Origin of the sequence: Paenibacillus sp. UNC217MF (assembly GCF_000686865.1) — a bacterium.
Lineage (GTDB): Bacteria > Bacillota > Bacilli > Paenibacillales > Paenibacillaceae > Paenibacillus_B > Paenibacillus_B suaedae.
Window position 1 is genome coordinate 63,732 of record NZ_KK366028.1, and the last position, 22,865, is coordinate 86,596.

A 22,865-nucleotide genomic window follows, 5' to 3' on the forward strand; every position below is an offset into this window, starting at 1 on the left:
GCAGAGACAGCCGACTATACTAGGTCATGTTATAGAGAGGACAAGGCCTCTCGAACATTTCGATGGTAGGAGGAACGCATTACGTATGAAACAAATTCGACAACGGTTGGCGGTTGTTCTATCACTGTGTATGATCTGGTCCACGATTGCATCGACAGGGACTAGTATGGCAATGGCGTCAAGTGCTGCTCCAGGAAGCTTCGCCAAAGTTACGGATGAGCGCAAGATGGAACTTGCGCCAGGAGCGAATTATATTTGGAACAATATGGAGCTCCCACAAGGGCAAGAGAAGGTTCATTACGTGGAATTCGATCCGAAGAATCCCTCCTTGGATTTGCAGCCTGGAATGACGGACGGAAAAGTGTACGGTATGACGGGTGTTACGAAGATGGCCGATAATGCCGACAAGGCAGGCAATCGGGTCATCGCAGCCATTAACGGCGACTTCTATGATATGACGACAGGCGTGCCTCTTGGATTATTCATGGGAGACGGTGAAATATTAGTGAGCCCACCGCCTAAATGGGATTGGTATGCTTATGGATTGAAGAAGGACGGAACGTCCATATATGGACTGAGTCCTGAGTTGAAGCGTACCCTCCACATTGGCGGCAAAGACTATGAAATATCAGAAATTAATCGGATGCGGGAAAATGCGGACAAGCTGTCCTTATTCACATCCGCATTCCATACTTCGACCAAAACAAATGATATAGGTGACGAAGTTATTCTCGATGTGTTGTCAGGAGAAGTGAAGAGTGGCAGCACTTTAAAACTCAAGGTCGCGGAAATACGCAAAGACAAAGGGGACTCGCCGCTTGCCCCGGGTAAGGTTGTGTTGTCTGCTTCCGGAACAGAGAACCGCAAAATTCTCGGTCAACTGAAGGTAGGAGATGAAATTTCAGCAAGCTTCGAGCTGGAGGATGAGTGGAAGGACGTTAAAATGGCAGTCGGCGGTGTGTTCATGCTGGTCAAGGATGGCGTGGCGCAAGAGCATCCAGATAAGGCACTCTATCCACGAGTAGCAATCGGAACGAAGGCTGACGGCTCCATTATCATGATGGTAATCGACGGTCGTGCACCAGGATTTAGTGAGGGTGTATCCTATGATGATTTCGGCAAGGTGCTGAAGGACATGGGTGTCGTCAATGCGCTATGCCTTGATGGCGGCGGTTCGTCTACGTTCGTGGCGAAGCTGCCGGGTGAACTAACTCGCAAGGTGCTAAATCGTCCATCTGACGGCAGTGAGCGCAAGACAGCAAACGGATTGCTGCTCGTAAATAAGGCACCAGAGCAAGGTATTGCATCGAAGCTGGTCGTACAGCCGAATATGGAGCGAGTGCTCGTTGGTTCAACGTTCAAATTCACAGCAGCTGGGGTAGATGCAAATGGACATCCTGCTCCATATGCAGGTGCATTGCAGTGGACAGTCGATCCTTCACTTGGAGTGATAGCAGGGGATGGCAAGTTTACTGCTGGATCTACTGCAGGGATCGCCAATGTGGAAGCAGCAACAGGTAACGTGAGGGGGCAAGGTCAAGTCGAGGTTGTGAAGGATTTGACAGACCTCATACTGCCTGACAAGGTAAAGGCTTTTTCTTCTGGTGAACAAGTGAATATGCAGGTCACGGCTGTTCGAGATGGGCAAGTCGTTGTTTCTGATAATCGCCAGTTTGAGTGGAGTTTAGAGGGCCCGATTGGTTCTATTGATGCTAACGGTGTATTTACCGCGACGTCGGAAACGGATAAGAACGGTAGGATTATCGTCAAGTACGGTAATGTCGAGGCATCAATGGAAGTAAATATAGGGCTGAAGCCCGTCTTGTTGGAAGATTTCGAGAATGGTCTGGATCGTTACTTTGTAGAAAGTGGTGCAAGATACAAGCGCGTGAATCTCGGCGAGACGACGGATGAGGAATTCGTTCGGTTCGGCAGCAAGGCCGCAAAGCTGGAGTATGACTTCACGGATACGGTAGGGATATCCGGAGCTTATATCAATACAAAAGGCAAGGATCAGTATATCGATATTCCTGGCTATCCGGAAAAAATCAGCGTATGGGTGTATGGTGACGGTCAAAAGCACTGGTTGCGCGGTCAGCTGCGAGACGGCAATGGGGCTGCAGTAGATATTGATTATACGGATGAGAAGACGGGTCTTGATTTCAAAGGATGGAAGTATATCGAGGCAGCGGTTCCAAAGGGAAGACCTCTTCCGCTTCAAATTTCCATGCCGATTCGATATATGGAGACGAAAAATACAAACAAGAACGATGGGACTCTCTATATCGATCAAATCCGAGCGCTGTATGGCCCGAACACGGATGACATGGATCCTCCAGTGCTAAAGGACTTCTCTCCAGTTGACGGCAGCACGATTCATACCTCGACTCCAAGAATTCATGTGTACGGGGAAGATTTCGGATATGATCCGATTAAGCATCCGGGAACAACATTAATTGATCCTGATAAGGTACGCATGTATGTGGACGGACAGCTGGTGCAGCATGGATTTTATCCACCTAAGGGCGAAATTCACTACACACCAAGTGTACCTTTGGCAGACGGGGTTCATGTCGTAATGGTCAAAATTCGTGACCTAAACGGGAATCGAGCAGAGAAAGAATGGATGTTCACAGTCGATACTGGGGCATCGAGGCTGGTATATAAGGGAGCAGACAATGCATATGCAGGCAATGTTTATAAGGTGGAGGTCAAAGGATATAAGCCTTCCAATATTAAACGTGCTGAAGTCGGATTTAAGGTTGACCCGAATTTGATAGAAAAAATAGAAGTAGTTGCAGGCGATAAACTTGCTCCCGCTAATATCGAGCATCATATTGCCCCGGATGGGAAAGTGAACCTGAAGCTGTCTGATGTGAATCAGTTGAACTTGAAGGATGACGAAGCGCTTGCGCGGATTGAATATCACCTGAAATCGGATGTGTCGGGCACATTTAAGGTTGAATTTCAATCCGGAAGCATTGCATTGGCAGATAAGGGAAATACCGATTTTAGCTTCTTCGGCCTGCCTATGCACGCAGCTATTCAGTATCATTTACGCTTGAATTGGAATGCAGACGGTATAGCTGAGGGGCAAGACACTGTGCTTGGGGTTGTAGATGAGGCTGGTGCTCCGGTGCAGGGAGCGCGTATCGTGACACGTGATGGAATAGAGTTAGGTGTAACGGGCGCTGACGGCAAGCTTACCACGAATAAACTGACGGCGACGGTACGCGAATACGAGCTGCAAGCGAACGAGGGAGTACGCTTCAGCCCGGTTGTAAAGTTCAAGGTATCTCCACTAGCGGGCAGCGAATTGCCTTACAACATCAGTGTGTCGATGGGAGAAGATCCTGCAACTTCTCGCGGCTTTACATGGCATTCGAAGATTAACGTGGATGCTTCAGTAGTAGAGATCGTGAAGAAGAAGGACTTCGTCGATTTTAACAATGCGAATGTCATTCGTGTGAACGGTACGAGCAATATGCTCCATACGTGGGATATCGGTACGGTTCGTGTACACAAGGCAGTTGTGCAAGGACTTGAGCCGGGAACGGAATATGTATACCGTGTTGGCAACGGCAGCGATAAGGTGAGTGAGCAGGGCGCATTCAAGACGGCTGAGCTGGACGGTACACGTACGAAATTCCTCTTCTTCGGCGATTCCCAATCCGAAGATGAGGCAGGATTCAAACTATGGGGCAATATTGTACGAAAAGCAGTGACCGATCAACATGATTATGACTTTATCCTTCAGGCTGGCGATATGGTAGAGAACGGATTTAAAGAGGCCGAGTGGAATATGTGGTTCAAGGCCGTACAGGATACGTTCTTGAAGACGACAGTTGTATCGGTGGTCGGCAACCACGAGGTAACGGGTACTCGGAAAAATGATGATTTCCTTGCCCATTTCAACAATCCTCAGAATGGAATAGACAGCTTGAAGGGCAGTAATTATTCGTTTGATTATCATAACGCTCATATTGCAGTGCTGAATAGTGAGTACGACTTCGAGGAGCAGAAGGAATGGCTGCGCCGTGACTTGGCTGCAACGGATAAAACGTGGAAAATCGTCACGTTCCATCGTGGTCCATATGGCAGCAAGAATAATGAGAAGCGGATTCGCGAAGCTTGGACATCCGCATTTGATGAACTGAATGTGGACGTAGCCTTGAATGGCCATGATCATGTTTACCTGCGTACGTATCCACTCCGCGGTGGCAAGCCCGCCGGGGAGGGAGAGGGCACCACTTACATCGTCGCAGGCTCTTCCGGGCCGAAGTTCTATGAAGTTGTCCCACAAGATTGGCAGTACAAAATAGATGGAACGAAGGCGCAAATTTATGTAGCCGTCGAGATAGTTGACAACGAGATGAAGTTCCTCGTGAAGAATATTAATGATGTAGTCATTGATGAGTTCTCGATTCGGAAGCTGGAGCGTAAGCCTCCTACTTCGGTAGTGCTTGATCAGCCGAGTGTAAACTTGGCTGTGAACGAAAGCGTTAAGCTGAATGCAACGGTTCTGCCAGACCAAGCGTATGATCGTTCTGTTACGTGGTCGGTCTATGGATCGTCAGAGGATGGCGTTGCGGCGGTAAGCGCAGATGGAGTGGTAACCGGACTTAAGCTGGGGACTGCAATCGTACGGGCGACGAGCGTCGTAGAATCGGTGTATGCAGATAGTCTTATTACGGTCGATCGTTTGCCAGAGGTTCGTATTGAGGAAGTTCGAATTGACCGTAACGAGGGAACGCTGAAAATAGGAGATACCTTGCAATTGAATGCAACGGTATTACCGGACAGCGCAAGCAATAAATCTGTTGTATGGTCTGTGTATGGTTCTTCTTCAGAAGGAGTTGCAAGTGTAACGCTGAATGGGCTTGTGAAGGCATTGAAGCCGGGCACAGCCGTCATTCGGGCGATGAGTGCGGCAGATGCAACGAAGTATGCAGACTTCCAACTGAAGGTAGAATTAGAAGATAAGCCAAATATTCCGGATCCGTCAACGGACAATTCGAGTTCGAACAGTTCCAAGGAAGAGAACAAGCGTCCAGAGCCGCCGAAGCCAGATCCAGGAGCAGCGAAGCTGGAGAATGGCAAGATTGTGGTACAAGCGAAGCGGGATGCAGGCAGTACAACAGCCACGGCAGTCATTCCTGCTGATGTGCTTAAGAAGGCCGAAGATAGCTTAAAGTCAGATTCGAATGGTGTGAAGAAGGTTCGGATTGAAGTATCGGCTGACAAAGAGGTACGGGATATTCTCGTATCCATGCCAACATCGGCATTGACGGATACAGCGTTGAAGCAGCAATATGAGATCGTTACACCTCATGCGAGTGTGATACTTCCTTCGAATGTGGCGAATGGGAAAACTCCACAAGGAGCGAAGACGATTGATGTCGCTGTCGTTCAACCAGACCGCAGTGCATGGGGAACAGAGTATACTGCAAATCGTCCGGCCGTTCAGTTGGAACTGCGCGTAGATGGAAAAGCGCTGAAAGACATCGCAGTCGGAACAGCTGTGCAGGTAGCAATTCCGTATCAGCCAAGCGCAGACGAGTTGGCTCGTCCACATGCAATCGTTGTATGGGGTGTAGATGAGCAAGGACGTCCTACTATCATTCCAAATGCAAAGTATGATGCAAAGACAGGAACGGTACAATTTGCAGTGAAGCAGCTTGGTACGTATGCAGTTGGCTTCTCTGCGGTAACGTTCCATGACATCAATAAGCTGGAATGGGCGAAAACAGCTATTGAGTCATTAGCTGCCAGAGGAATCATTCAGGGTCTTGGAGCGGATCGCTTTGCTCCGAATACGCAAGTTACACGTGCAGACTTCATCGTTCTGCTGACACGCGTGTTGAATCTGCAATCTGTGCAGTCGATGAGCGGCTTTGAGGATGTCCTTGCGAATGCCTATTACGCAGATGCTGTTGCTGCTGCGAAGGAGCAGGGAATTGTACAAGGCAGGGACACACGGACATTTGGCCCGAACGATAAGATTACACGGCAGGAAATGTTCACGATTACGGCACGTGCACTTGTGCAATTCAGCAAGTTGAGCGCGACAGGGGATGCAGATGCGCTTCTGGCGTTTACAGATTACCGTGAAATTCAGGATTATGCGAAGGAAAGCTTGGCAAGTCTGCTTCGTGAAGGATTGATCCAAGGTAACGGGCAGAGGCTTGCTCCGCAGGGACATGCTACGAGAGCAGAGGGTGCTGTCTTCCTGGAGCGAATCATGAACCGTGTATCTGAGTAAGAAATAGCAAAAAACCTAATAGGAAAGCACAAATAAAGGGGCTGGATATCCAGCCCCTTTTGCATGTCAATTTTAAAAATTTATAGTTACTAGGTTACAGTTGGCCCGACAAGAACACGATGAAGCAGAATGCCGACATCACGGATGCGTAGGTGACGGAGTATTGTGTTCTCTTCTTATTGTTGTCGAGCAGGTTGAACAGAAACAAAAAGCTGAGTACGGGAATAAGCAGGTAAGCCATGTACAGAATGATCGTCGCCATTCTTAACACCTCCAAGGTTGTAGTTGTTGATAAATACCAATGTAAATATTGGCATAGACGTATTCTATCATGCTTTTACGCGTTTTGGTACAAAAGTTTTTTATTTTTTTGTGAATGAAGGGCAAAGCTTTTCAATTTGTATATTGACCAAAGTGGTCAATATAATTATGATAATAATTACCAAATATTCGAAGTGAACAACTAAAGGGTGACAGTCGCGATGAATTCGAAGTTTATGAGCCTATCTACAGAAAAGCAGAATCGAATCATAAACGCAGCCATGAAGGAATTTGTACGAAAAGGGTATGAGCATGCATCGACCAATGAGATAGTGAAGGAGGCTGGGATATCAAAAGGCCTATTGTTCCACTACTTCAATAACAAGCAAGAGTTGTTTCTCTCTTTATATGATTATGGTGTAGAGAAGGCCATAAGCCATTTTTATGCCAAGATCAACCTAGAGGAGAGGGATTTTTTTACCCGTTTCAGGCAGGCTCAGCAGGTGAGATGGGAGATTCTAATCCAATATCCGGAATTGTTTGAGTTTCTAAATGCCGCATATACAGAGACGGCTAGCGACATCAGGCCGTGCGTCGAGCTGCGGAATAAGGGGCTAACGCAGGATGCGCTCGGCAAAATACTTGCGGGGATCGATCGTACTAAGTTTAAAGAGGACTTGGATATCGACAAAGCGATCAATATCATCGTTTGGACGTTCCATGGATTTCTAAAGGATAAGATGAAACGTGCAAATGCAATGCAGATAAGTTCTGATGATTATGTGCAAATGGTGAAGGAAGCGGACGAATATATCGACATGTTTAGACAGAGCTTTTACAAATAAAGGAGAATGTGGAGTTTCTCGAATAACAATTATCAATCGATCGCCATCATGAGGTTCAATCAGCATCCGTATGTATTCGAGGAAAGCATATGGGAGGAGCAGCTGCTCATGGGAAAAATGGTTGTGCATTTCGAGGAGTTAACATCAGCATTGCAAGCAAGCGCCGGAGGCAAAGGAAGCATGCTGGCTAGGATGTATCAGCATAAATATCCTGTACCAGAGGGCATCGTCATCTTAACGCCGGCTTTTCAGGACGGGAAACTGAATGCACAGGCTTGGTCAGCCGTGCAAGCATATGTGCAGCGATATCGCAGCCACCATGGAGAGGTGGCGTTCGCGGTAAGATCTTCGGCGCTCAGTGAAGATTCTGCGCAAGCTTCTTATGCAGGGGAGTTCGAAACGGTATTGAACGTAACGACGGATGGGCAAATCCGTGAAGCAATTATGAGGGTATACGACTCAAAAAGCTCAGAACGGGTAGAGGCTTATAGTGCCGTAAAAGGAATGGAGCAGGCGCATGAAATCGCGGTCGTCATTCAAATCATGGTTCGTTCCGAGCTATCGGGTGTCCTTTTCACCGCTGATCCGATTACAGGCAGCTATGCAGCTATGGTAGGCAATTATGTGCATGGATTGGGTGAACAGCTCGTATCGGGCGAGGCGAATGCTTTGTCATTTGCGCTCCAAAGACCAAAGGGAAGGTACGAAGGCCCAGATGAGTGTAAACGGCATGCATCCAAGCTGTATCGACTAGCGTCTAAGCTGGAAGAAGAACTGGGAAGTCCACAGGATATCGAGTGGGCTGTAGCGGAAGGTAAACTATATATTCTCCAGACGAGACCAATCACGACGCTAGTGCTGGGGAATCTGGATACGTATGAATGGAATGAAACGCACTCTGGCGATTTTCTATGGACGAATACGAATATCGGCGAAGCCACTCCAGACGTCATGACGCCGTTGACATGGTCCGTATTAAGGGCACTTGATGAGGAATCGAATATGATATCAGGCTTCCGCATTATGTCGGGCAATATATGTGGGAGGGCATATACAAATATAAGTTTGCCAGTGTCTATATTCCCGGCATTGGGAATACCGCTAGCCGAGAGTCTGGATAAATTGTCCCAAACACTTGGCAAGATTCCAGAGGGAATGGCATTTCCCATATATCCTTATTCTCGCTGGCATGTGTTGACAAAGATTGCTCCGTCTATTTTTCGTTTTGCGAAGAAGGTCAAGACTACGCTTGAGGATATCGAGCAGTACCTTGCTGACAATCCCGATTGGTGTACGCAGATGACAAATCGTATTCATGCAACAAGCTCGAGTGAGGAACTGCGCAACATATGGCGTGACGAGCTATGGCCTTATACATGCAAGTCATGGTGGGGCTTAATAGCAGGCGGACGGAAATTTGGGGATACCAGTTATAAGTTGAACAAAGAGCTTACCAAGCTCTCCGATACGGAGACTGCGAATGCATTAATGTCAAATTTGCGGGGAAATTCCGGATTGGCCAGCCTTGGGCCGGTTATCGGCATATCACAGGTACTCCAGGGGGCGATGAGTCGAGAAGAATACCTGAAGCAATACGGTCATCGCGGCCCGCATGAATTTGAACTATCTCTTCCTCACCCAGGAGAGGATCCGAAGTGGCTAGAGATTCAAATCGAAGAATATGAGAGATCGGACACAAATGTGGAGCAGCTTCTGAACCGTCAGCGGTCGCAATATGAAGCTGCTTGGGAACGGTTTGAACGGCAACATCCGCAAAAGGTGAAGCGCATAAAGAAGCAGATTGCTAAGGCTTCGGAGTATGCCCATCTGAGAGAGGAGACGCGATCCGAATTTGTGCGTGTGTACCGCGTCATTCGTGCATTTGCATTGCGGGCGGGGGAGATCAGCGAGGTGAGTAGCGACGTGTTCTTTCTGTATAAGGAGGAAGTGCAGCGGCTGCTTGCTGGAGATGGCGCAGGCATGAAGCATGTTGCTGCACGTAAGGAGACATACGAGAAATACTTGGCACTGCCGCCGCTGCCTACGTTGATTCGTGGGCGGTTCGATCCGTTTCAGTGGGCGAGCAATCCAGAGCGAAGAGTCGATGTCTTCGATGCATCTATGCCGCCAGTTGTGGAAGATGGGAATGGGCTCACGGGTTTTGCGGGCGCTTCCGGCAGGGTAGAAGGAATTGTCCGTATTCTGAACCGCCCCGAGGAAGGCAATCAATTGCAAGCGGGCGAGATTCTAGTGGCATCTACGACAAATGTTGGCTGGACGCCATTGTTCCCAAGAGCGGCTGCCATTATAACGGATGTCGGGGCACCCCTCTCTCACGCGGCTATCGTGGCACGGGAATTGGGTATCCCCGCTGTCGTAGGCTGCGGCAATGCAACAACGAGATTGAAGACAGGGGATCGGGTCATCGTGGATGGGGGCCATGGCATCGTACACATATTAAAGGGGTAGTGGACGTTGCTATCAAGCAGCGTGAGCATCGACATGGACGAAGGAAGCAGATGTCGGGTACACTAAAGTTATACATGCTGAAACAAAGGAGGGCGTGCGCTGCTCTCCTTTTTAAGGTTGTTCAATAGTCCGCTTTTGAACAGATACTTATATAAATTGCACGAAAATCAGGAAACGGGGTAAACGACAACAATGAACATTCAATTGATATGCGTAGGGAAGCTGAAGGAGAAATACTTGGTGCAGGGCATTGCGGAGTACAGCAAGCGGCTCGCGCCGTATGTGAAATTCCAAGTGTCCGAGGTACCAGATGAGCAGGCACCTGAGAAAATGAGCGATGCTGAGCTGGAGCAGGTCAAGGATCGTGAGGGAGAGCGCATTCTTGGTCACATTAAGCAGGATGCCCATGTCGTGGCGCTGGCGATAGATGGTCAGCTCTGGTCGAGTGAGGACTTGTCTTCGCAGCTCGATCGATTGGCGACGTACGGGACAAGCAATGTAGCCTTTGTGATCGGCGGCTCCAACGGGCTATCCGATGCTGTTCTCCGTCGTGCCAATTCGAAGCTGTCCTTCGGCCGTATGACGTTGCCGCACCAGCTGATGCGCTTGGTACTCGTGGAGCAAATTTACCGTGCCGTGAAGATAAATCGCGGTGAACCGTATCACAAGTAAGCACAAAGTCTTCTCTGAAAGAATCGTCAAAGAACAGTTCAATGTCCTTGACGATTCTTTCATCAGGCTTATTTCCAGCGTTTACTGTAATCTTATTGATAATGGAATGTAATAAGTCTTTTTGCTTCTCAGGTGCAACTTTGCTAATGAATTTTGAAAATTCTTGTAAAATAGTATAAACCTGTTCAAATGAAACTTCTTTTATAGTTGGCTTACTTAGTTCCGACTCAGCCCTAGAGAAATCAAATTGTATGAATTTCTCCATCGTATGAGTGAATATCTCATGCTTGTTGTGCAATTCATTGAATTTTTTCTCATACCATCCTAAACGCCATTTTTCTTCTTCCTGCTCCATTAATTTGATGCTCAATTCTAAATCTGCCTTTTCACGTTGTGGTGAGATAATCCCAAAATAGTCAAGGATGCCTTCAATTTTGCCATGTTCACCCCCTAATTCCTCCAACAACTTAAAGCAAGTCTCAAAGTCTGGACTTTTTATTTTTCCATTTTCAAGCTGTGAGACATAGGTAACAGCTTTTCCTACCTTTGAAGATAAAACTTTTGAAGAAACACCAGCGTTGGTTCGTATTTTTTCAACTCTTTTCCAAATTCTATTCCGTTCAATTTTATCAACCCCCTGGCATCTGTAAGCCTTGTTTGGGGTTGGTGTACAAATTACATATTGAACGTATTAATGCCCTTAGAAGGGCATCTTAGGCTTCTGATGATGTTGTATGAGTGGTGGGGAGTTTACACCTTTTCAATGTTTGTTGATTTTAGATATGGGGTATGCACTTCCAGCCAGCGACCATGTATTAAATTTGGACGATACGAAAAAAAAGGGATTCCAACTTATGGTATAATATTTAAGGTGGAAGTTTAACATAAGTCATGAGAAGAGGTGAGAATTACCTTGAAGAGATTGGAATTAATGCACAAAACACAACTTGAATTTGATGAAGCGATAAAGGATAAAGATATAGAAGTACTTAAAATTTGGAATTGTAAGATAAAAGATTACTCGAAACTCAATTCTTTAACAAGATTAGAGGAATTAGAAATCTTTAGTTTCGAGGGAACATTAAGTGACATATGCAATCTTATGAATTTATCGAAGTTAAGGTTGATACATATGCCAAAAGTAAACAAATTAGATGAACTAGCTTTATTAACAAATTTAGTGGAGTTGTCCTTAGAATCTCTTCCTAGCTGGGACTCCTCAGGGAAAACATTGGTATTCGATAACTTTATCCCAATTGGTCAGCTGTCCAATCTTAAAAAGCTAGTAATAATGAAAGGCATTGTTAAGGAGCATGGGCTAAAGCCATTAGGTCAATTGAAGAAATTACAGAAGTTTGAAACAGACAATACATTTTCAATGTACGACTTCGCTTGGTTGTCTTCACAATTAGGAGATGTGGATTGTAAGTATTTTAAGTCTTATCATGAAGTGAGTTATTCTCAATGCAAAAAATGCGGTTCAAATAAAGTTAGACTGGCTGGTGTCACACGAAATGGGTTACTCTGCCCAAATTGCAATAAAAATAAAATACTTGAACATGAGCAAATTTTTAATGATATTGTTAGTGCAAGCAAGTAGTAACTTCTTAAAGGGAAGATTTCCGAATAAAAGGTTGCTTCCATAAAGAAACCACTCCAATGTATGTCAGGAGTGGCTTTTGTCATTTATATAATGATGTATATTTTGTGGTCGAACTGTACTTTGTGTTTAGATACATTACGGTGAACCGTACCATAAGTGACGACGAAAAATTTTCGCCGGAGATGGGACAATTGGACGCAGCCGAAACCTTTGCTGCTCCCCCGTTCCGATAAAATTCATTCTTGCTTTCAAACAATCCCTCTACTATTTCATCCAGATGGGCCAATAGAACGTGCTTTCCCTTATGAAGAGCGTATGGGAACATGGAGTGCTGAGGTTTTTGGTAATGACACCTCGTGTGAGATCAAGGAATATTTCTATGAGCAGTACAATCGGGGTTCCGAAGTTACTCAAATTGTAAGTATGTACACCCAACGCTTACTATCTACAGTTGGCATTGGAGTTCAATACAATCTTGCTTATCCTCAGTTCGCCATCTCTATGAAAAAGGCATTGCAACACTGGAAGCAAAATGAAGGCCTATACAGTGAAAAAGTTTCTAAGGAAACGATTACTAGATTAAATAGCTTATTAGTCCTCAACAAGTAGCTGTATATATTAGTAACTTAAGATATAAAGGGGGATTTATTATGAATATTGTTGTTGCGGAACATTGGAATCTTGAAAAGCATGAACTGCCCGGCGTTAATAGCATCATCTTTCCAAATGGCACTGTAACAATCTTAAGTTGTTACAGCGTATATAACCCCAACACAAATGAAAGTAAATTTTATTGCTCTCCCTTGTGTGACACAACCATTGAAAGCATATCAAAGTATAATGTTGAATGTTGGACGATCGTTGATGAATGGGTCAGTATTGATTATCAAGACGGGAAAATCTGTGGCGGTGATGGTCAAATGGGAAATGAAGGATTTATTGCTTGTACGGATGCTGAAGACCGTTTGGTATGGGGAATATTTTTTGAAAATTCAAACCCTATAAAAAGCTTAGAAATTAAAGATAAAATCCTAATCGCTATTAATGAGCATACCGAATTACAAATTGAAATCAATTTAGAAAACCTCACCCAAATTAAAATGACTTCCATAAAACCCAAAAACAAGCCAACTAATTGATGAAACAAATACCAAGCACGAAATTTCCTAATATAGAGTACTCGACAGTTTTGCCGAGTTGATTTTGGAACAAATTCGCATGGTCAACAATTGAAGAGTAGAAATGATTCGGATTTGATAGGGCAACATGTTAATCGGCTACACTCCATTTACTGAAGGCAAAAATCATGAGGGAAGTATTGGAGGCTCAGAGGTAAACGGATCGGAGCATGCAGCAGCATGAAAGGCACCCAACTCGGGTGCCTTTCGATTTCGCCTTATAGATGATATGGTGAACCGTATCACAAGTAACGGCAAGTTTTTATTGTACAACTCGAATGAAATGGAACAGCTAGGCTATTCGTCAGGAGGCAGCACGGAAATTTTTACCCCACCAAGCGATGGGATTCAAATGGTTTGAAGTTGGTTGTAAACAGTGTTACACTCAAAATCTATATTTTGTAATACACCTAAGAATAGTCACTATTTTAGTTATAAAGGAAGGTAATATTGTGATAAAAGTTGATAACTTATCCTTCTCATTCCCGCAAAAAGAACTATATAAAAACATTTCATTCACGCTTGAAGAGGCACAACATTGCGCTTTTATAGGAACGAGTGGCAATGGGAAAAGTACATTAATAGATATACTGATGGATCCAGAAAGATATTTGTTCGAGGGTAAATTAGAAGTTGACCCGACTTGCAAAATTGGGCATGTAAGTCAATTCTCTCAACAAGACAAAACGAAAGAAACAACAGTTTTTGAATATATAGCGGAAGAATTTATTAAGATACAAAATGAAATAACAGCTATTTGTACAGAGATGGAGACATCATCGGATATTGATTCATTATTAGAAAAGTATCAATTAGCTTTAGATGCATTTGATTCAATCGGTGGGGATGATTTTGAGAGCAAAATTAATAAGAAACTAAATCTAGCAAACCTCATGAAGCTAAAAGATGTTAGGGTATCCGATCTGAGTGGTGGGGAATTCAAACTTATTCAAGTGATGAAGGAAATGCTTAGTAGTCCAGACTTAATGATTATGGACGAACCCGATGTATTTTTAGATTTGGAAAACCTAAATGCGCTCAGAAATCTTATTAATTCTCACAAAGGAATGCTGCTAGTTGTTACGCACAACCGATATCTATTGAATCATTGCTTCAACAAAATTATACACCTTGAAAATAAAGAGATCCAAGAGTTTGATGGGCGATATATTGATTATAACTTCTCATTACTTCAGACTAAAATTGAGTTGCAAGAAATCGCAGTCGCTGAACAAGAAGAAATTGAGAGATACGATAACATCATTGATAATCTTAGAGCTATCGCGACTGTTAATGCAGATGCATCTAGAGGGAGAGCACTAAAAGCCAGAGTTAAGTTTCAAGAAAGATTGGAAGCACGTAGAATTAAAGCGCCATTTGTTGATATAAAGCAACCGAATATTCGTTTTGATATGGATCATGAACTGGAAGATACCGTTGTTGTAAATGTTAATAATTATCGTGTTGCCTATGATGAGTTGCTGCTAGACAATGTTAACTTTGAGATAAAATCTACGGATAAAGTAGCCATTATTGGTCCAAACGGTACCGGGAAAACGACTTTACTCCGAGATATCTATAAAAATAATCAGGATTCAATTGAAATTAATGCTGATGTTAAAGTGGCTTATTTATCTCAGATTCAAGGCGAAATGCTAAAGGATTCTAATACAATACTCGAAGAATTCATCGATGCTGGATTTAATACGTATGATGAGATTAGATCGTATATTTCTGGCTATGGGTTTGAAGGAGAAATCGTTAATCAGAAGATAGAATCTCTATCTGGTGGAGAAAAGAATACGCTTCAATTGGCCAAAGTTGCTGCCAGTAAAGCAAACGTATTGCTTCTAGATGAACCGACAAGCCATTTAGACACCTATTCTCAAATCGCTTTGGAGAAAGCCATTGAAGACTATAAAGGTGCGATTCTCATGATTTCTCATGATTTCTATTCTGTTGTAAATGGTATGGATTATGTTTTAATCATCGACGATAAGACAATAAGAAAAATGAGTATGCGTAAATTTAGACAGATGATTTATGCTAGTCATTTTAATAAAGACTATTTAGAAGCTGAACAAAATAAAAAAGCAGTTGAAATAAAAATAGAATTGGCTTTAAAAAATGCTGATTTTGAATCTGCAAAAGTATTGGTTGATGAGCTAGAAGAGCTGATTAAGTTGCTTTAAAATACACCCCTCTTATTGAAAAGAAGACCCCTCGAAAAAGGGGTCTTTGTACTAGGTCAAGAATATATGGCGCGATAAGCCCAGCGCCTTTTTCTTCCTTGAAACTAAGTACCTTACCATCGAACTTCCTGCATGGAATAGACAGGTATGTCCATAATAGATAGAATATAACCTAGACTCGAGAACATGAGGCGAACCGGAAATAACAAATGACGCAGAAGAGAGAGTGAATGCTCATGATACAAATTACGATTCCAACACCGGATGTCACGATTTACAAACAGATTGCTCCTAAATTAAGCCATATCTACGGGTTTACGGATTTCATTCTGATTCCTAGAGATAAAGCGGGAATCTTTATGTTCTACAATGATAAGGATGAACTCCTATTCGTCGGCAAGGCGCGGAAACTAAGACCTCGGATCAAGAAGCATTTCGAGGATACAGTGTCGGTCATCAAAGAGAATCGGGAGGAAGTGACCAAGATCGAGGTTTGTTTGGTCGAGGATCCCGTCCATAGAGAAATATACGAGACGTACATTATTAACGAATACAAGGCTAAGTACAATGTAGATAAGGTGTTATACAAATAATAGACAGAGCTCCTATCGCACAAGGAGCCATGAAATGATAAGATAACGCAAAAATGCCTTTAACCCGCTTAACGTGGATTAAAGGCATTTTATATATGTGCCGAGCTACATGTGTAAGTTGGTTGCGGGGGCAGAACTTCAACCCATCGCCAAAGAACATGGTCAATGTGGAGAGCATGTGACGTTCGAATCGATGCTATGGATCAGTTGTTCACCTTGAAATTCACTTCTGGGTACTTGGCGGCCAGATCTTGTACCGCAGAATCGTCTTTCCCTTTTAAATACCGATCGAAGAAGGCAACACTGAATTCGTTCACGATGCGGTGATCCCGCCGCGGGTTTGTGCCGCTGAGACCTAGTAGCGGAGAGAATAACGCAAGATCGGTGTAGCTTGCATGCTTTGAACCCGGAATAAGGATCGACATCCCTCCGCCTGCCAGAGCATAGCCTGATTTTTGGATATATTCGTTCCTCGGGGCTTCGAACGCTTCGCGGCTTACCCCGCCTAACTGTTTGGCGACATCATCGTAAGAAATCATTACATTGCTGTACGTCTCGTCTGAATACATCATGAAGAAAGGCTTTCCGAATCCTTTGACCGAAACCGGCGGATCATAAAACCCTCCATCCATACTAAGGGCAGCCTTCACACGCGAATCATTCTGTAACATTTGCACCGTCACGGCTCCACCGAATGAATGTCCAAGCATGCCGATTCGTTCGAGATCGATTCTGCCTGTAAATCGACCCGCAGTATCCTTCTGATTGAGCTTCTCTACTTGATTGAGCACAAACGCAGCGTCGCTGGTCCAAAGCGGGATATGCCCCCTATACTGAGCAATCGAAGTCAAGTTAGGGTCGGTCTTACTCACGGCGACTCTTCCGTCAGGGTAAACGGAGGCAGCAGCTTCGTAGGCATAATCGATAGCGATTACAATATAGCCGTGGCTGGCCAGCTCCTCTAGCTGGTACATATTCTGATTGCGATACCCGTTCATCCCATGGGAGAAAATCAGAACCGGATACCGGCTCTCCGAGTCCGAGAGCCTAGCCTCCACCAAAGCATGCGTCTTGATCAACCCTAGATGGCTTAGCACAAAATCCGGAAGCCCCATCATTTTGCTTGATATGGCTGTCGTCATCTTAGATGCGTTCCGGAGATATGGGCTTCTCTCTTCTCCGACGCCTTTGGCGGCCGGATACCAAATCTGCGCCATCAGCTCGCGCTTATCAGCAGTGTTATCCGAATATGTTTCTCGCCGCTCATCGTCAACCCAATGATAAACCGTCGTTCCGACCGCATAGGATCCCGTTGGTTCTTCAAACGAGAATACCGGCAGCACCGCAGGTGGCGTAACCGAGACCAACAAATATACGGTCAATAGCATCGCTTGAACGGTAACAGCAATCCGGCTTCTACTGGCTTCCTTCCGCTTGATAATGAAGAAATAAGCCATCAATAAGAGTGGCGTCAAGTAGGCCGGAACCATCTCCCACCGTCCACCTTCCACGACAATCTGCACAATTACCAGAGCGAAGGCGATCCCTAAAGGGATGAACCATCTCCAGCCGCCTTTCTTGTTCGCGATTACCGCCCAGTACAACAGGCCAAAATTAACCACGATCAAGCCTATTTCCCAAAACCTCATGTCGATCTCCCTCCCTTTACCACAAATACGAACTTGCTCCAGATTACAAAAAAATTATAAAGATGAAAGGGGGAATATTATAAATTTTTTATGAATGTCGTGGGCTGACATGGAAAACGCACCGAAATTAAGAGGAATGGCAAACGTAGGTTTTTGGGTGGAGGATCTCACAAACGGATAATTTGCAGTTTAATGATCAGACTATGCATGAAATTTATCCATTTCTATGTAAAAAGACAAAGAGCAGCCCATTAGCCGGCTCTTTGTCCTTGAATTTATTTTCGCTCATTTTCAACGTTCCCCATCAAGAACTCTTTGTTGTATAGTAGAACTCCCCTAAGAGATGCCCTATTTCGTAACTCCCTGGTGCAAGTTCTTTTTCAACAAAAGCGTTGACCTCTGACTTGTCGATCTCATACATCACTTCAATTTCTTTAGAAAATAATAGCTTTTCTTGCGAAAGTAAGTTCGAAAGCGATGGTTGTTGCCTTGGCTTAAGTTCTCCCGTATTTAACACTTGCTGAAGTCCCTCAACATAAGACTCCAACGGTCGACTACCTACGATTTTGACTCCTTTATTCTCTTCATTGATCATAACGATCGTTGGGAAACCTCGAACCCCAAGGCTTCTAGCGAGTCCAAAATCCTCATTCAATAAGGATTGGCCGGATTGATGTTCAGCATCTTGAACGATCGCTTCTCCATCCAGTCCAAGCTGATTTACGATGTCAATCATGACGGATTCCTCCGCGATATTTCGATTAAATGCGAATAAAGCTTCTCGTGATCGTCTTAAGTAATCATAGGCTACTGCATTGCCATGATGTTGCTGAATCACTTTAAATACACGAGAGGGTGGGTAAGAGGATTGAACGGGATCGCTTAGCATAAGCGAACCGTCAATTGGCATCCGCGAGTATTCCCCAACCTCTCGCCAGTGGTCGAAGACATGAGCAGGTCCAGATATACCGTTGCGTGGATCAACCGGCTCATCCCCCCATTTTTCGAGCAGCCCGCCCATTACCGTTTGGAAGTTAAAAACATGTCCATACTGCGTTTTAAATCGTCGTAGGACAGGGTCAAGCGCCCAGCAGTGTGAGCAGATTGGATCCGTTACATAATAAACTGTAATGGATTTATGAGGTGGATTGAAAGCAATCATCTCCACTTCTTCTTCCCCAGCTACGCCGCAGACACCGGTCTCTAGATCACAAATCATATGATTATCGCTGACTATTCGTTTATCGTCATTTGCCATGATGGTTTCCTCCTTGAAGTTTCCGAAAGATCACTTTGCTTTTACAATCCCATTTTAGCCATAATAAATGTACCGGAACACCAATAGATCATGTGATTTGTCGTTTATACAACACATGGGCGCATCTGTTTAAAATGTTGGAGGGACAGGAATGACGAAATCCAAGACAGACCCCCGAATTTTACGAACGCGTAAGTTAATCATGGACTCTTTTATTGAACTTTCAGGTAAAAAAGAATTCAAGGATATTACCGTGAAGGATATTACGACAGAGGCGATGATTAATCGGGCAACGTTCTACTATCACTTTGAAGACATATATGATCTGCTCGACAAGGTTTTATCCGAAGTGCTTTTGATTAATTTGAATGCGATAGACTTTGGGAATAGCGTGCTGAATGAAGCATCGATTATTGATATTTTCGTAGCTATAACAGATTTCCAGAGCGCGCTATCCAATCGGTGTCATCGAGGATACGATGAGACCATTGCTCGTATTATTCGAGAGCAGCTCGAGATTATCTTCTATAAAATGCTGCGAAAACAACTGACGATGGCGTTGATTCTTGAATGAAAACCAACTTCATAAAGATGTCTGGGTGAGCGTCATCCAGCGTTTCAAGAGAAATGGCTTCATCCTATTTATCTGCTAGAAAAGGTTGTTGGTGCGTGTGTTTGAAAATCTTCTAATTAATGCAAACCGTTATGGATATGATGGGCAGTATGTAGATATCAACGGCTCTATTGATTCAAAGGAAGTAGTTATTCAAGTTATCAATTATGGGGACGCCATTCCTCCAGATGAACTGCCTCATATTTTCGATATGCTTTTTACTGGTGACAAAGCACGAACTCATCAAGAAAATAGCACAGGTCTCGGTTTATTCATTGCGAAGAATATAGTAGAGCAACACAATGGGACAATAACTGCCGAAAGTGATTTAATACGCACTATATTTGAAGTCCGATTACCAATGGAGGATTCCAGGATTCCCAAAGAAATTAGGTGTTAAATCCAAATGAAAAAATTTAAGGAAAATTTAAAATTTATCCCACTTTTTATTTTAAAAGTTTTTCCTATCCTATAAACAAGTTACATCAAGGAGGAGACTAAAAATGAAAAAGTGGGGTTTTTTATTGGTTTTTGCATTATTTCTAGTTTTTATTTTTAATATATTACCGATATCCAAAGATAAAGTAGATATTCAAAAATATGAACAAAATGATAATACAGCTACTGAAAATATCCAAAAGATTGAGCTTACGGAAGAACAGATCTATCATGGGAATCTACTCTTGGTCAACAATGAACATCCTGTTCGCCAAAAGAGTATAAAATCAGATGTCATAAATTTATTTACGCACAAAGAATTGACAGAGGGGTATGGGTTACTTGATAACGAAATTAAATTGTCAGAAGAAATAGCTAAAAAATTTTCCAAGATGATAGCTGATGCTAAAAAAGATGGGGTTTGGCACTTTTTAATTAGCAGTGGTTTTCGAGACTTAGATGAGCAAAGCAGACTTTACGAAGAAATGGGTTCTGATTTTGCTTTGCCAGCAGGTCATAGCGAACACAATTTGGGGTTATCGCTTGATGTGGGATCTACTCAAATGAAGATGGATAAAGCACCTGAAGGAAGGTGGATAGAAAAAAATTCTTGGGAATACGGATTTATATTACGCTATCCCTTGGATAAAACGGTTGTTACAGGAATTCATTATGAACCTTGGCATATTCGTTATGTCGGCTTGCCTCACAGTGTGATTATGCAGGAAATGAATTTAGCTTTGGAAGAATATTTGGATTATTTAAAAGAAGAAAAGAGCATTTCTGTTAGTGTTGATGGGACAAAATATACAATTTCATATTATCCCATTTCTCAAAATGAGACAATTGAAGTTGAAGTACCAGCGAATGAACATCATGAAATATCCGGTAATAATATAGATGGAGTGATTGTGACCTCATTTTCTTGAATTAGGTTCTAAAATCATTGGTTTAAATGTAAAGTTAGGAGACGTATTCTAATATGCTTGCAGCTACAGTTTTGTATACTTATTTTTGTACTATTATTTTTTGTATTGTGTTTCAAACTGGATTTTTATTAAAGGCGCAAAAAAAATTATCTATTAAGCATTTTCTATGGGTGTATGTTTTTCTTTTCTACCTTGCGCTAGTGTATATGGTGACGGGGGTAGGAAATATATGGGTGATAGGAAAATATGAAACATTAATTCGTATAAGTGAAATCAACTTACTCCCCTTTGCTTCTGAAGGCATTACTACATATATTTTGAACATTATTTTATTTATGCCGTTAGGATTTTTATTGCCAACTATTTGGCCGCAGTTTAGAACAATCAAAAATGTTGCATATACTGGATTATTTTTCTCATTGGCCATTGAGCTAAGTCAATTGCTAAATCATAGGATTACAGATATTGATGATTTACTTATGAACACCCTAGGCGCGATTATTGGGTATTTAATATATAGAGCTTTATTTAAAATGATATATAAAAGAGGTGAAATAAAACCTGATATTTCCTCTCTAGTCGTAAAATACGAGGCTGTTTTTTATTTAGTTTGTTCATTTACAGGTATGATACTACTTCATTATCCAATTTTATTTCGAAAAATTTTCTAAATGCACGCCTGTCTATTATCCAATAAAATACAAAAATACATTTGGCCGAACTGGTAGGCTACCATGAGACCGTGCGTAAGTTTACGGTCTACACCTTGCTGCAATACTGGACACAAGCGGCTTTCGAACAGTGGGATGGTTACCGAGATGGCGCTGACCGTGCAGTTACCTGCGGATTAACCCAAGCTAATTATTCAACATTTTCGAAGAAAGCCAAGGCTGTTCCCTTTGAGTTGTTCAAACAGTGGGATCTCGCCATGATGGGCCTGTTAGCGAAGAGCTTGCTGAAGAAACATCAAGTTCTGGGAAATCCATTTCTGACCTATTGATTGATATTCGATCTCTTGTTGGAGAAACGGTATCCGCAACCACTGAGGAAATGTCAGCTGGAATGGAGGAAGTGGCGGCTTCTATTGCTGATGTATCCGATATTTCTCATCGTACATCGAATGAAGCTGAGTTAATGGCTACAGGTACAGCAGAACAACTAGTTTCCGCGGAGAAAATCCAAATTTCTGCTAAAGAATTAAGGGATATGTCACAGCAATTGCAGAATGACTTAAGCAAATTTGTATTGTGCAATGATGTTTGATAATTATCGCTCTTTATTTTTGCCAGAGTAACACTTCCGCTTCGCCTACAATATGATGAGTCTAGAGAAATCTAAAGAGGTGAGCAAATGGCAGTCGTAAAAGCCAGGCAACAGGATATTGATATGTTGGCAAGGTTGCTTAGAGCTGAAGCTGAGACTGAAGGCGAGCAGGGCATGCTCCTTGTTGGAAATGTTGGCATTAACCGAGTAAGAGCGAATTGCTCTGATTTTAAAGGCATTCGGACAATTCCTCAAATGATCAACCAGCCGCATGCGTTCGAAGCGTTGCAACATGGTTTGTACTATCAAAACGCAAGAGAGAGGGAACGCCGTCTGGCGCGACGGGCTGTGAATGGGGAACGGAGTTGGCCAGCCAAATTCTCCCTGTGGTATTTCCGTCCAGGAACGTTCGAAAATCCCGGCCCATGTCCGGACACTTGGTATAATCAGCCGCTCGCAGGACGATGGAAGAAGCACTGTTTCTATGAACCGACTGCGGAAGAATGTGAAGAAGTATACAATACGTTTTAATTGCATCAACGAAAAGAGCTCAGAATCTCTTATCCTGACTTGTCAAAGTCATATCGGTTGTCTAAACTTTATCTCCTTAAGGGCCGCGTAAATCGCGGCTTTTTTTGGT

At 43.4% G+C, this 22,865-nt stretch carries 17 protein-coding genes and 3 pseudogenes; 16 read left to right on the forward strand and 4 right to left on the reverse strand.

All coding sequences use genetic code 11. The features are described from left to right. Positions 1–85: 85 nt before the first annotated feature. The gene (locus tag BP95_RS0121920; RefSeq protein WP_028533245.1) at positions 86–6,262 is read left to right on the forward strand and encodes a phosphodiester glycosidase family protein; all 6,177 of its coding nucleotides are present in this window, start codon (positions 86–88) and stop codon (positions 6,260–6,262) included. A gap of 94 nt (positions 6,263–6,356) precedes the next feature. Here the strand turns inward: BP95_RS0121920 and BP95_RS33290 are convergent, their stop codons facing one another. Next, positions 6,357–6,524, reverse strand: coding sequence for a hypothetical protein (locus BP95_RS33290; protein ID WP_155987339.1), 168 nt, complete (start codon positions 6,522–6,524; stop codon positions 6,357–6,359). Between the two features lie 220 nt (positions 6,525–6,744). Between BP95_RS33290 and BP95_RS0121930 the strand changes: the two genes are divergently transcribed. From BP95_RS0121930 to rlmH, 3 genes are all read left to right on the forward strand, one after another. Beyond that, positions 6,745–7,368 carry a TetR/AcrR family transcriptional regulator gene (locus BP95_RS0121930; protein WP_021257513.1) on the forward strand — a complete coding sequence of 208 codons (624 nt, stop codon included), beginning with the start codon at positions 6,745–6,747 and terminating at the stop codon, positions 7,366–7,368. 108 nt (positions 7,369–7,476) lie between these two features. Further along, complete coding sequence (locus tag BP95_RS0121935; RefSeq protein WP_028533246.1) at positions 7,477–9,837, forward strand: PEP/pyruvate-binding domain-containing protein; 2,361 nt, start codon at positions 7,477–7,479, stop codon at positions 9,835–9,837. Between the two features lie 192 nt (positions 9,838–10,029). After that, the gene (gene rlmH / locus BP95_RS0121940; protein ID WP_028533247.1) at positions 10,030–10,509 is read left to right on the forward strand and encodes a 23S rRNA (pseudouridine(1915)-N(3))-methyltransferase RlmH; all 480 of its coding nucleotides are present in this window, start codon (positions 10,030–10,032) and stop codon (positions 10,507–10,509) included. A gap of 457 nt (positions 10,510–10,966) precedes the next feature. On the opposite strand, the pseudogene BP95_RS34645 reads toward rlmH, so the two are convergent. Further along, positions 10,967–11,185 (reverse strand): annotated as a pseudogene (locus tag BP95_RS34645) (helix-turn-helix domain-containing protein); the annotation flags it as partial. Positions 11,186–11,422: 237 nt separating this feature from the next. Here BP95_RS34645 and BP95_RS0121950 point away from each other — a divergent pair. The 5 genes from BP95_RS0121950 to BP95_RS0121970 all read left to right on the forward strand — a co-directional run bounded on the left by BP95_RS0121950 (position 11,423) and on the right by BP95_RS0121970 (position 16,075). Further along, positions 11,423–12,109, forward strand: a complete 687-nt coding sequence (locus tag BP95_RS0121950; protein WP_139170736.1) for a hypothetical protein — start codon at positions 11,423–11,425, stop codon at positions 12,107–12,109. 159 nt (positions 12,110–12,268) lie between these two features. Then, a complete protein-coding gene (locus tag BP95_RS33295) occupies positions 12,269–12,721 on the forward strand; it encodes a hypothetical protein (RefSeq protein ID WP_152522004.1) in 453 nt (150 codons plus the stop codon). A gap of 41 nt (positions 12,722–12,762) precedes the next feature. Further along, the gene (locus BP95_RS0121960) at positions 12,763–13,251 is read left to right on the forward strand and encodes a hypothetical protein (RefSeq protein WP_036667482.1); all 489 of its coding nucleotides are present in this window, start codon (positions 12,763–12,765) and stop codon (positions 13,249–13,251) included. Between the two features lie 491 nt (positions 13,252–13,742). Then, the gene (locus BP95_RS0121965) at positions 13,743–15,482 is read left to right on the forward strand and encodes an ABC-F family ATP-binding cassette domain-containing protein (protein ID WP_021257507.1); all 1,740 of its coding nucleotides are present in this window, start codon (positions 13,743–13,745) and stop codon (positions 15,480–15,482) included. 236 nt (positions 15,483–15,718) lie between these two features. Continuing rightward, on the forward strand, positions 15,719–16,075 hold the full coding sequence (locus tag BP95_RS0121970; RefSeq protein WP_028533249.1) for a nucleotide excision repair endonuclease: 357 nt from the start codon (positions 15,719–15,721) through the stop codon (positions 16,073–16,075). 203 nt (positions 16,076–16,278) lie between these two features. Here the strand turns inward: BP95_RS0121970 and BP95_RS0121975 are convergent, their stop codons facing one another. Both BP95_RS0121975 and BP95_RS0121980 read right to left on the reverse strand, forming a co-directional pair. After that, positions 16,279–17,724: an alpha/beta hydrolase family protein gene (locus tag BP95_RS0121975; RefSeq protein WP_021257505.1), complete on the reverse strand. Its 1,446-nt coding sequence runs from the start codon at positions 17,722–17,724 to the stop codon at positions 16,279–16,281. Between the two features lie 304 nt (positions 17,725–18,028). Beyond that, positions 18,029–18,982, reverse strand: coding sequence for a DsbA family protein (locus BP95_RS0121980; protein ID WP_028533250.1), 954 nt, complete (start codon positions 18,980–18,982; stop codon positions 18,029–18,031). A 151-nt stretch (positions 18,983–19,133) separates the two neighbouring features. Between BP95_RS0121980 and BP95_RS31110 the strand changes: the two are divergent. The 7 genes and pseudogenes from BP95_RS31110 to BP95_RS0122010 form a co-directional block, all read left to right on the forward strand. Then, a pseudogene (locus BP95_RS31110) lies at positions 19,134–19,529 on the forward strand (TetR/AcrR family transcriptional regulator); the annotation flags it as partial. Positions 19,530–19,641: 112 nt separating this feature from the next. After that, positions 19,642–19,995 (forward strand): annotated as a pseudogene (locus BP95_RS0121990) (sensor histidine kinase); the annotation flags it as partial. A gap of 103 nt (positions 19,996–20,098) precedes the next feature. Then, complete coding sequence (gene vanY, locus BP95_RS0121995) at positions 20,099–20,962, forward strand: VanY-A/VanY-F/VanY-M family D-Ala-D-Ala carboxypeptidase (RefSeq protein WP_021257501.1); 864 nt, start codon at positions 20,099–20,101, stop codon at positions 20,960–20,962. Positions 20,963–21,015: 53 nt separating this feature from the next. After that, positions 21,016–21,633: a VanZ family protein gene (locus BP95_RS0122000; RefSeq protein WP_005545368.1), complete on the forward strand. Its 618-nt coding sequence runs from the start codon at positions 21,016–21,018 to the stop codon at positions 21,631–21,633. A 71-nt stretch (positions 21,634–21,704) separates the two neighbouring features. Beyond that, positions 21,705–21,962 (forward strand): hypothetical protein, encoded by a 258-nt coding sequence (locus tag BP95_RS33300; protein ID WP_021257500.1) that lies wholly within the window; start codon positions 21,705–21,707, stop codon positions 21,960–21,962. Between the two features lie 62 nt (positions 21,963–22,024). Next, positions 22,025–22,225: a hypothetical protein gene (locus tag BP95_RS33305; protein WP_152522003.1), complete on the forward strand. Its 201-nt coding sequence runs from the start codon at positions 22,025–22,027 to the stop codon at positions 22,223–22,225. 87 nt (positions 22,226–22,312) lie between these two features. Beyond that, on the forward strand, positions 22,313–22,756 hold the full coding sequence (locus BP95_RS0122010; protein WP_021257498.1) for a cell wall hydrolase: 444 nt from the start codon (positions 22,313–22,315) through the stop codon (positions 22,754–22,756). The last annotated feature ends 109 nt before the right edge of the window (positions 22,757–22,865 follow it).

Coding starts and splice junctions, on each gene's coding strand:
- BP95_RS0121935 (WP_028533246.1), top strand. CDS start 7,477: ATGGGAAAAATGGTTGTGCATTTCGAGGAGTTAACATCAGCATTGCAA.
- BP95_RS0121970 (WP_028533249.1), top strand. CDS start 15,719: ATGATACAAATTACGATTCCAACACCGGATGTCACGATTTACAAACAG.
- BP95_RS33305 (WP_152522003.1), top strand. CDS start 22,025: ATGGAGGAAGTGGCGGCTTCTATTGCTGATGTATCCGATATTTCTCAT.
- BP95_RS0121980 (WP_028533250.1), bottom strand. CDS start 18,982: ATGGCAAATGACGATAAACGAATAGTCAGCGATAATCATATGATTTGT.
- BP95_RS0122010 (WP_021257498.1), top strand. CDS start 22,313: ATGGCAGTCGTAAAAGCCAGGCAACAGGATATTGATATGTTGGCAAGG.
- BP95_RS0121975 (WP_021257505.1), bottom strand. CDS start 17,724: ATGAGGTTTTGGGAAATAGGCTTGATCGTGGTTAATTTTGGCCTGTTG.
- vanY (WP_021257501.1), top strand. CDS start 20,099: ATGAAAAAGTGGGGTTTTTTATTGGTTTTTGCATTATTTCTAGTTTTT.
- rlmH (WP_028533247.1), top strand. CDS start 10,030: ATGAACATTCAATTGATATGCGTAGGGAAGCTGAAGGAGAAATACTTG.
- BP95_RS0121960 (WP_036667482.1), top strand. CDS start 12,763: ATGAATATTGTTGTTGCGGAACATTGGAATCTTGAAAAGCATGAACTG.
- BP95_RS0121930 (WP_021257513.1), top strand. CDS start 6,745: ATGAATTCGAAGTTTATGAGCCTATCTACAGAAAAGCAGAATCGAATC.
- BP95_RS0121920 (WP_028533245.1), top strand. CDS start 86: ATGAAACAAATTCGACAACGGTTGGCGGTTGTTCTATCACTGTGTATG.
- BP95_RS0122000 (WP_005545368.1), top strand. CDS start 21,016: ATGCTTGCAGCTACAGTTTTGTATACTTATTTTTGTACTATTATTTTT.
- BP95_RS33290 (WP_155987339.1), bottom strand. CDS start 6,524: ATGGCGACGATCATTCTGTACATGGCTTACCTGCTTATTCCCGTACTC.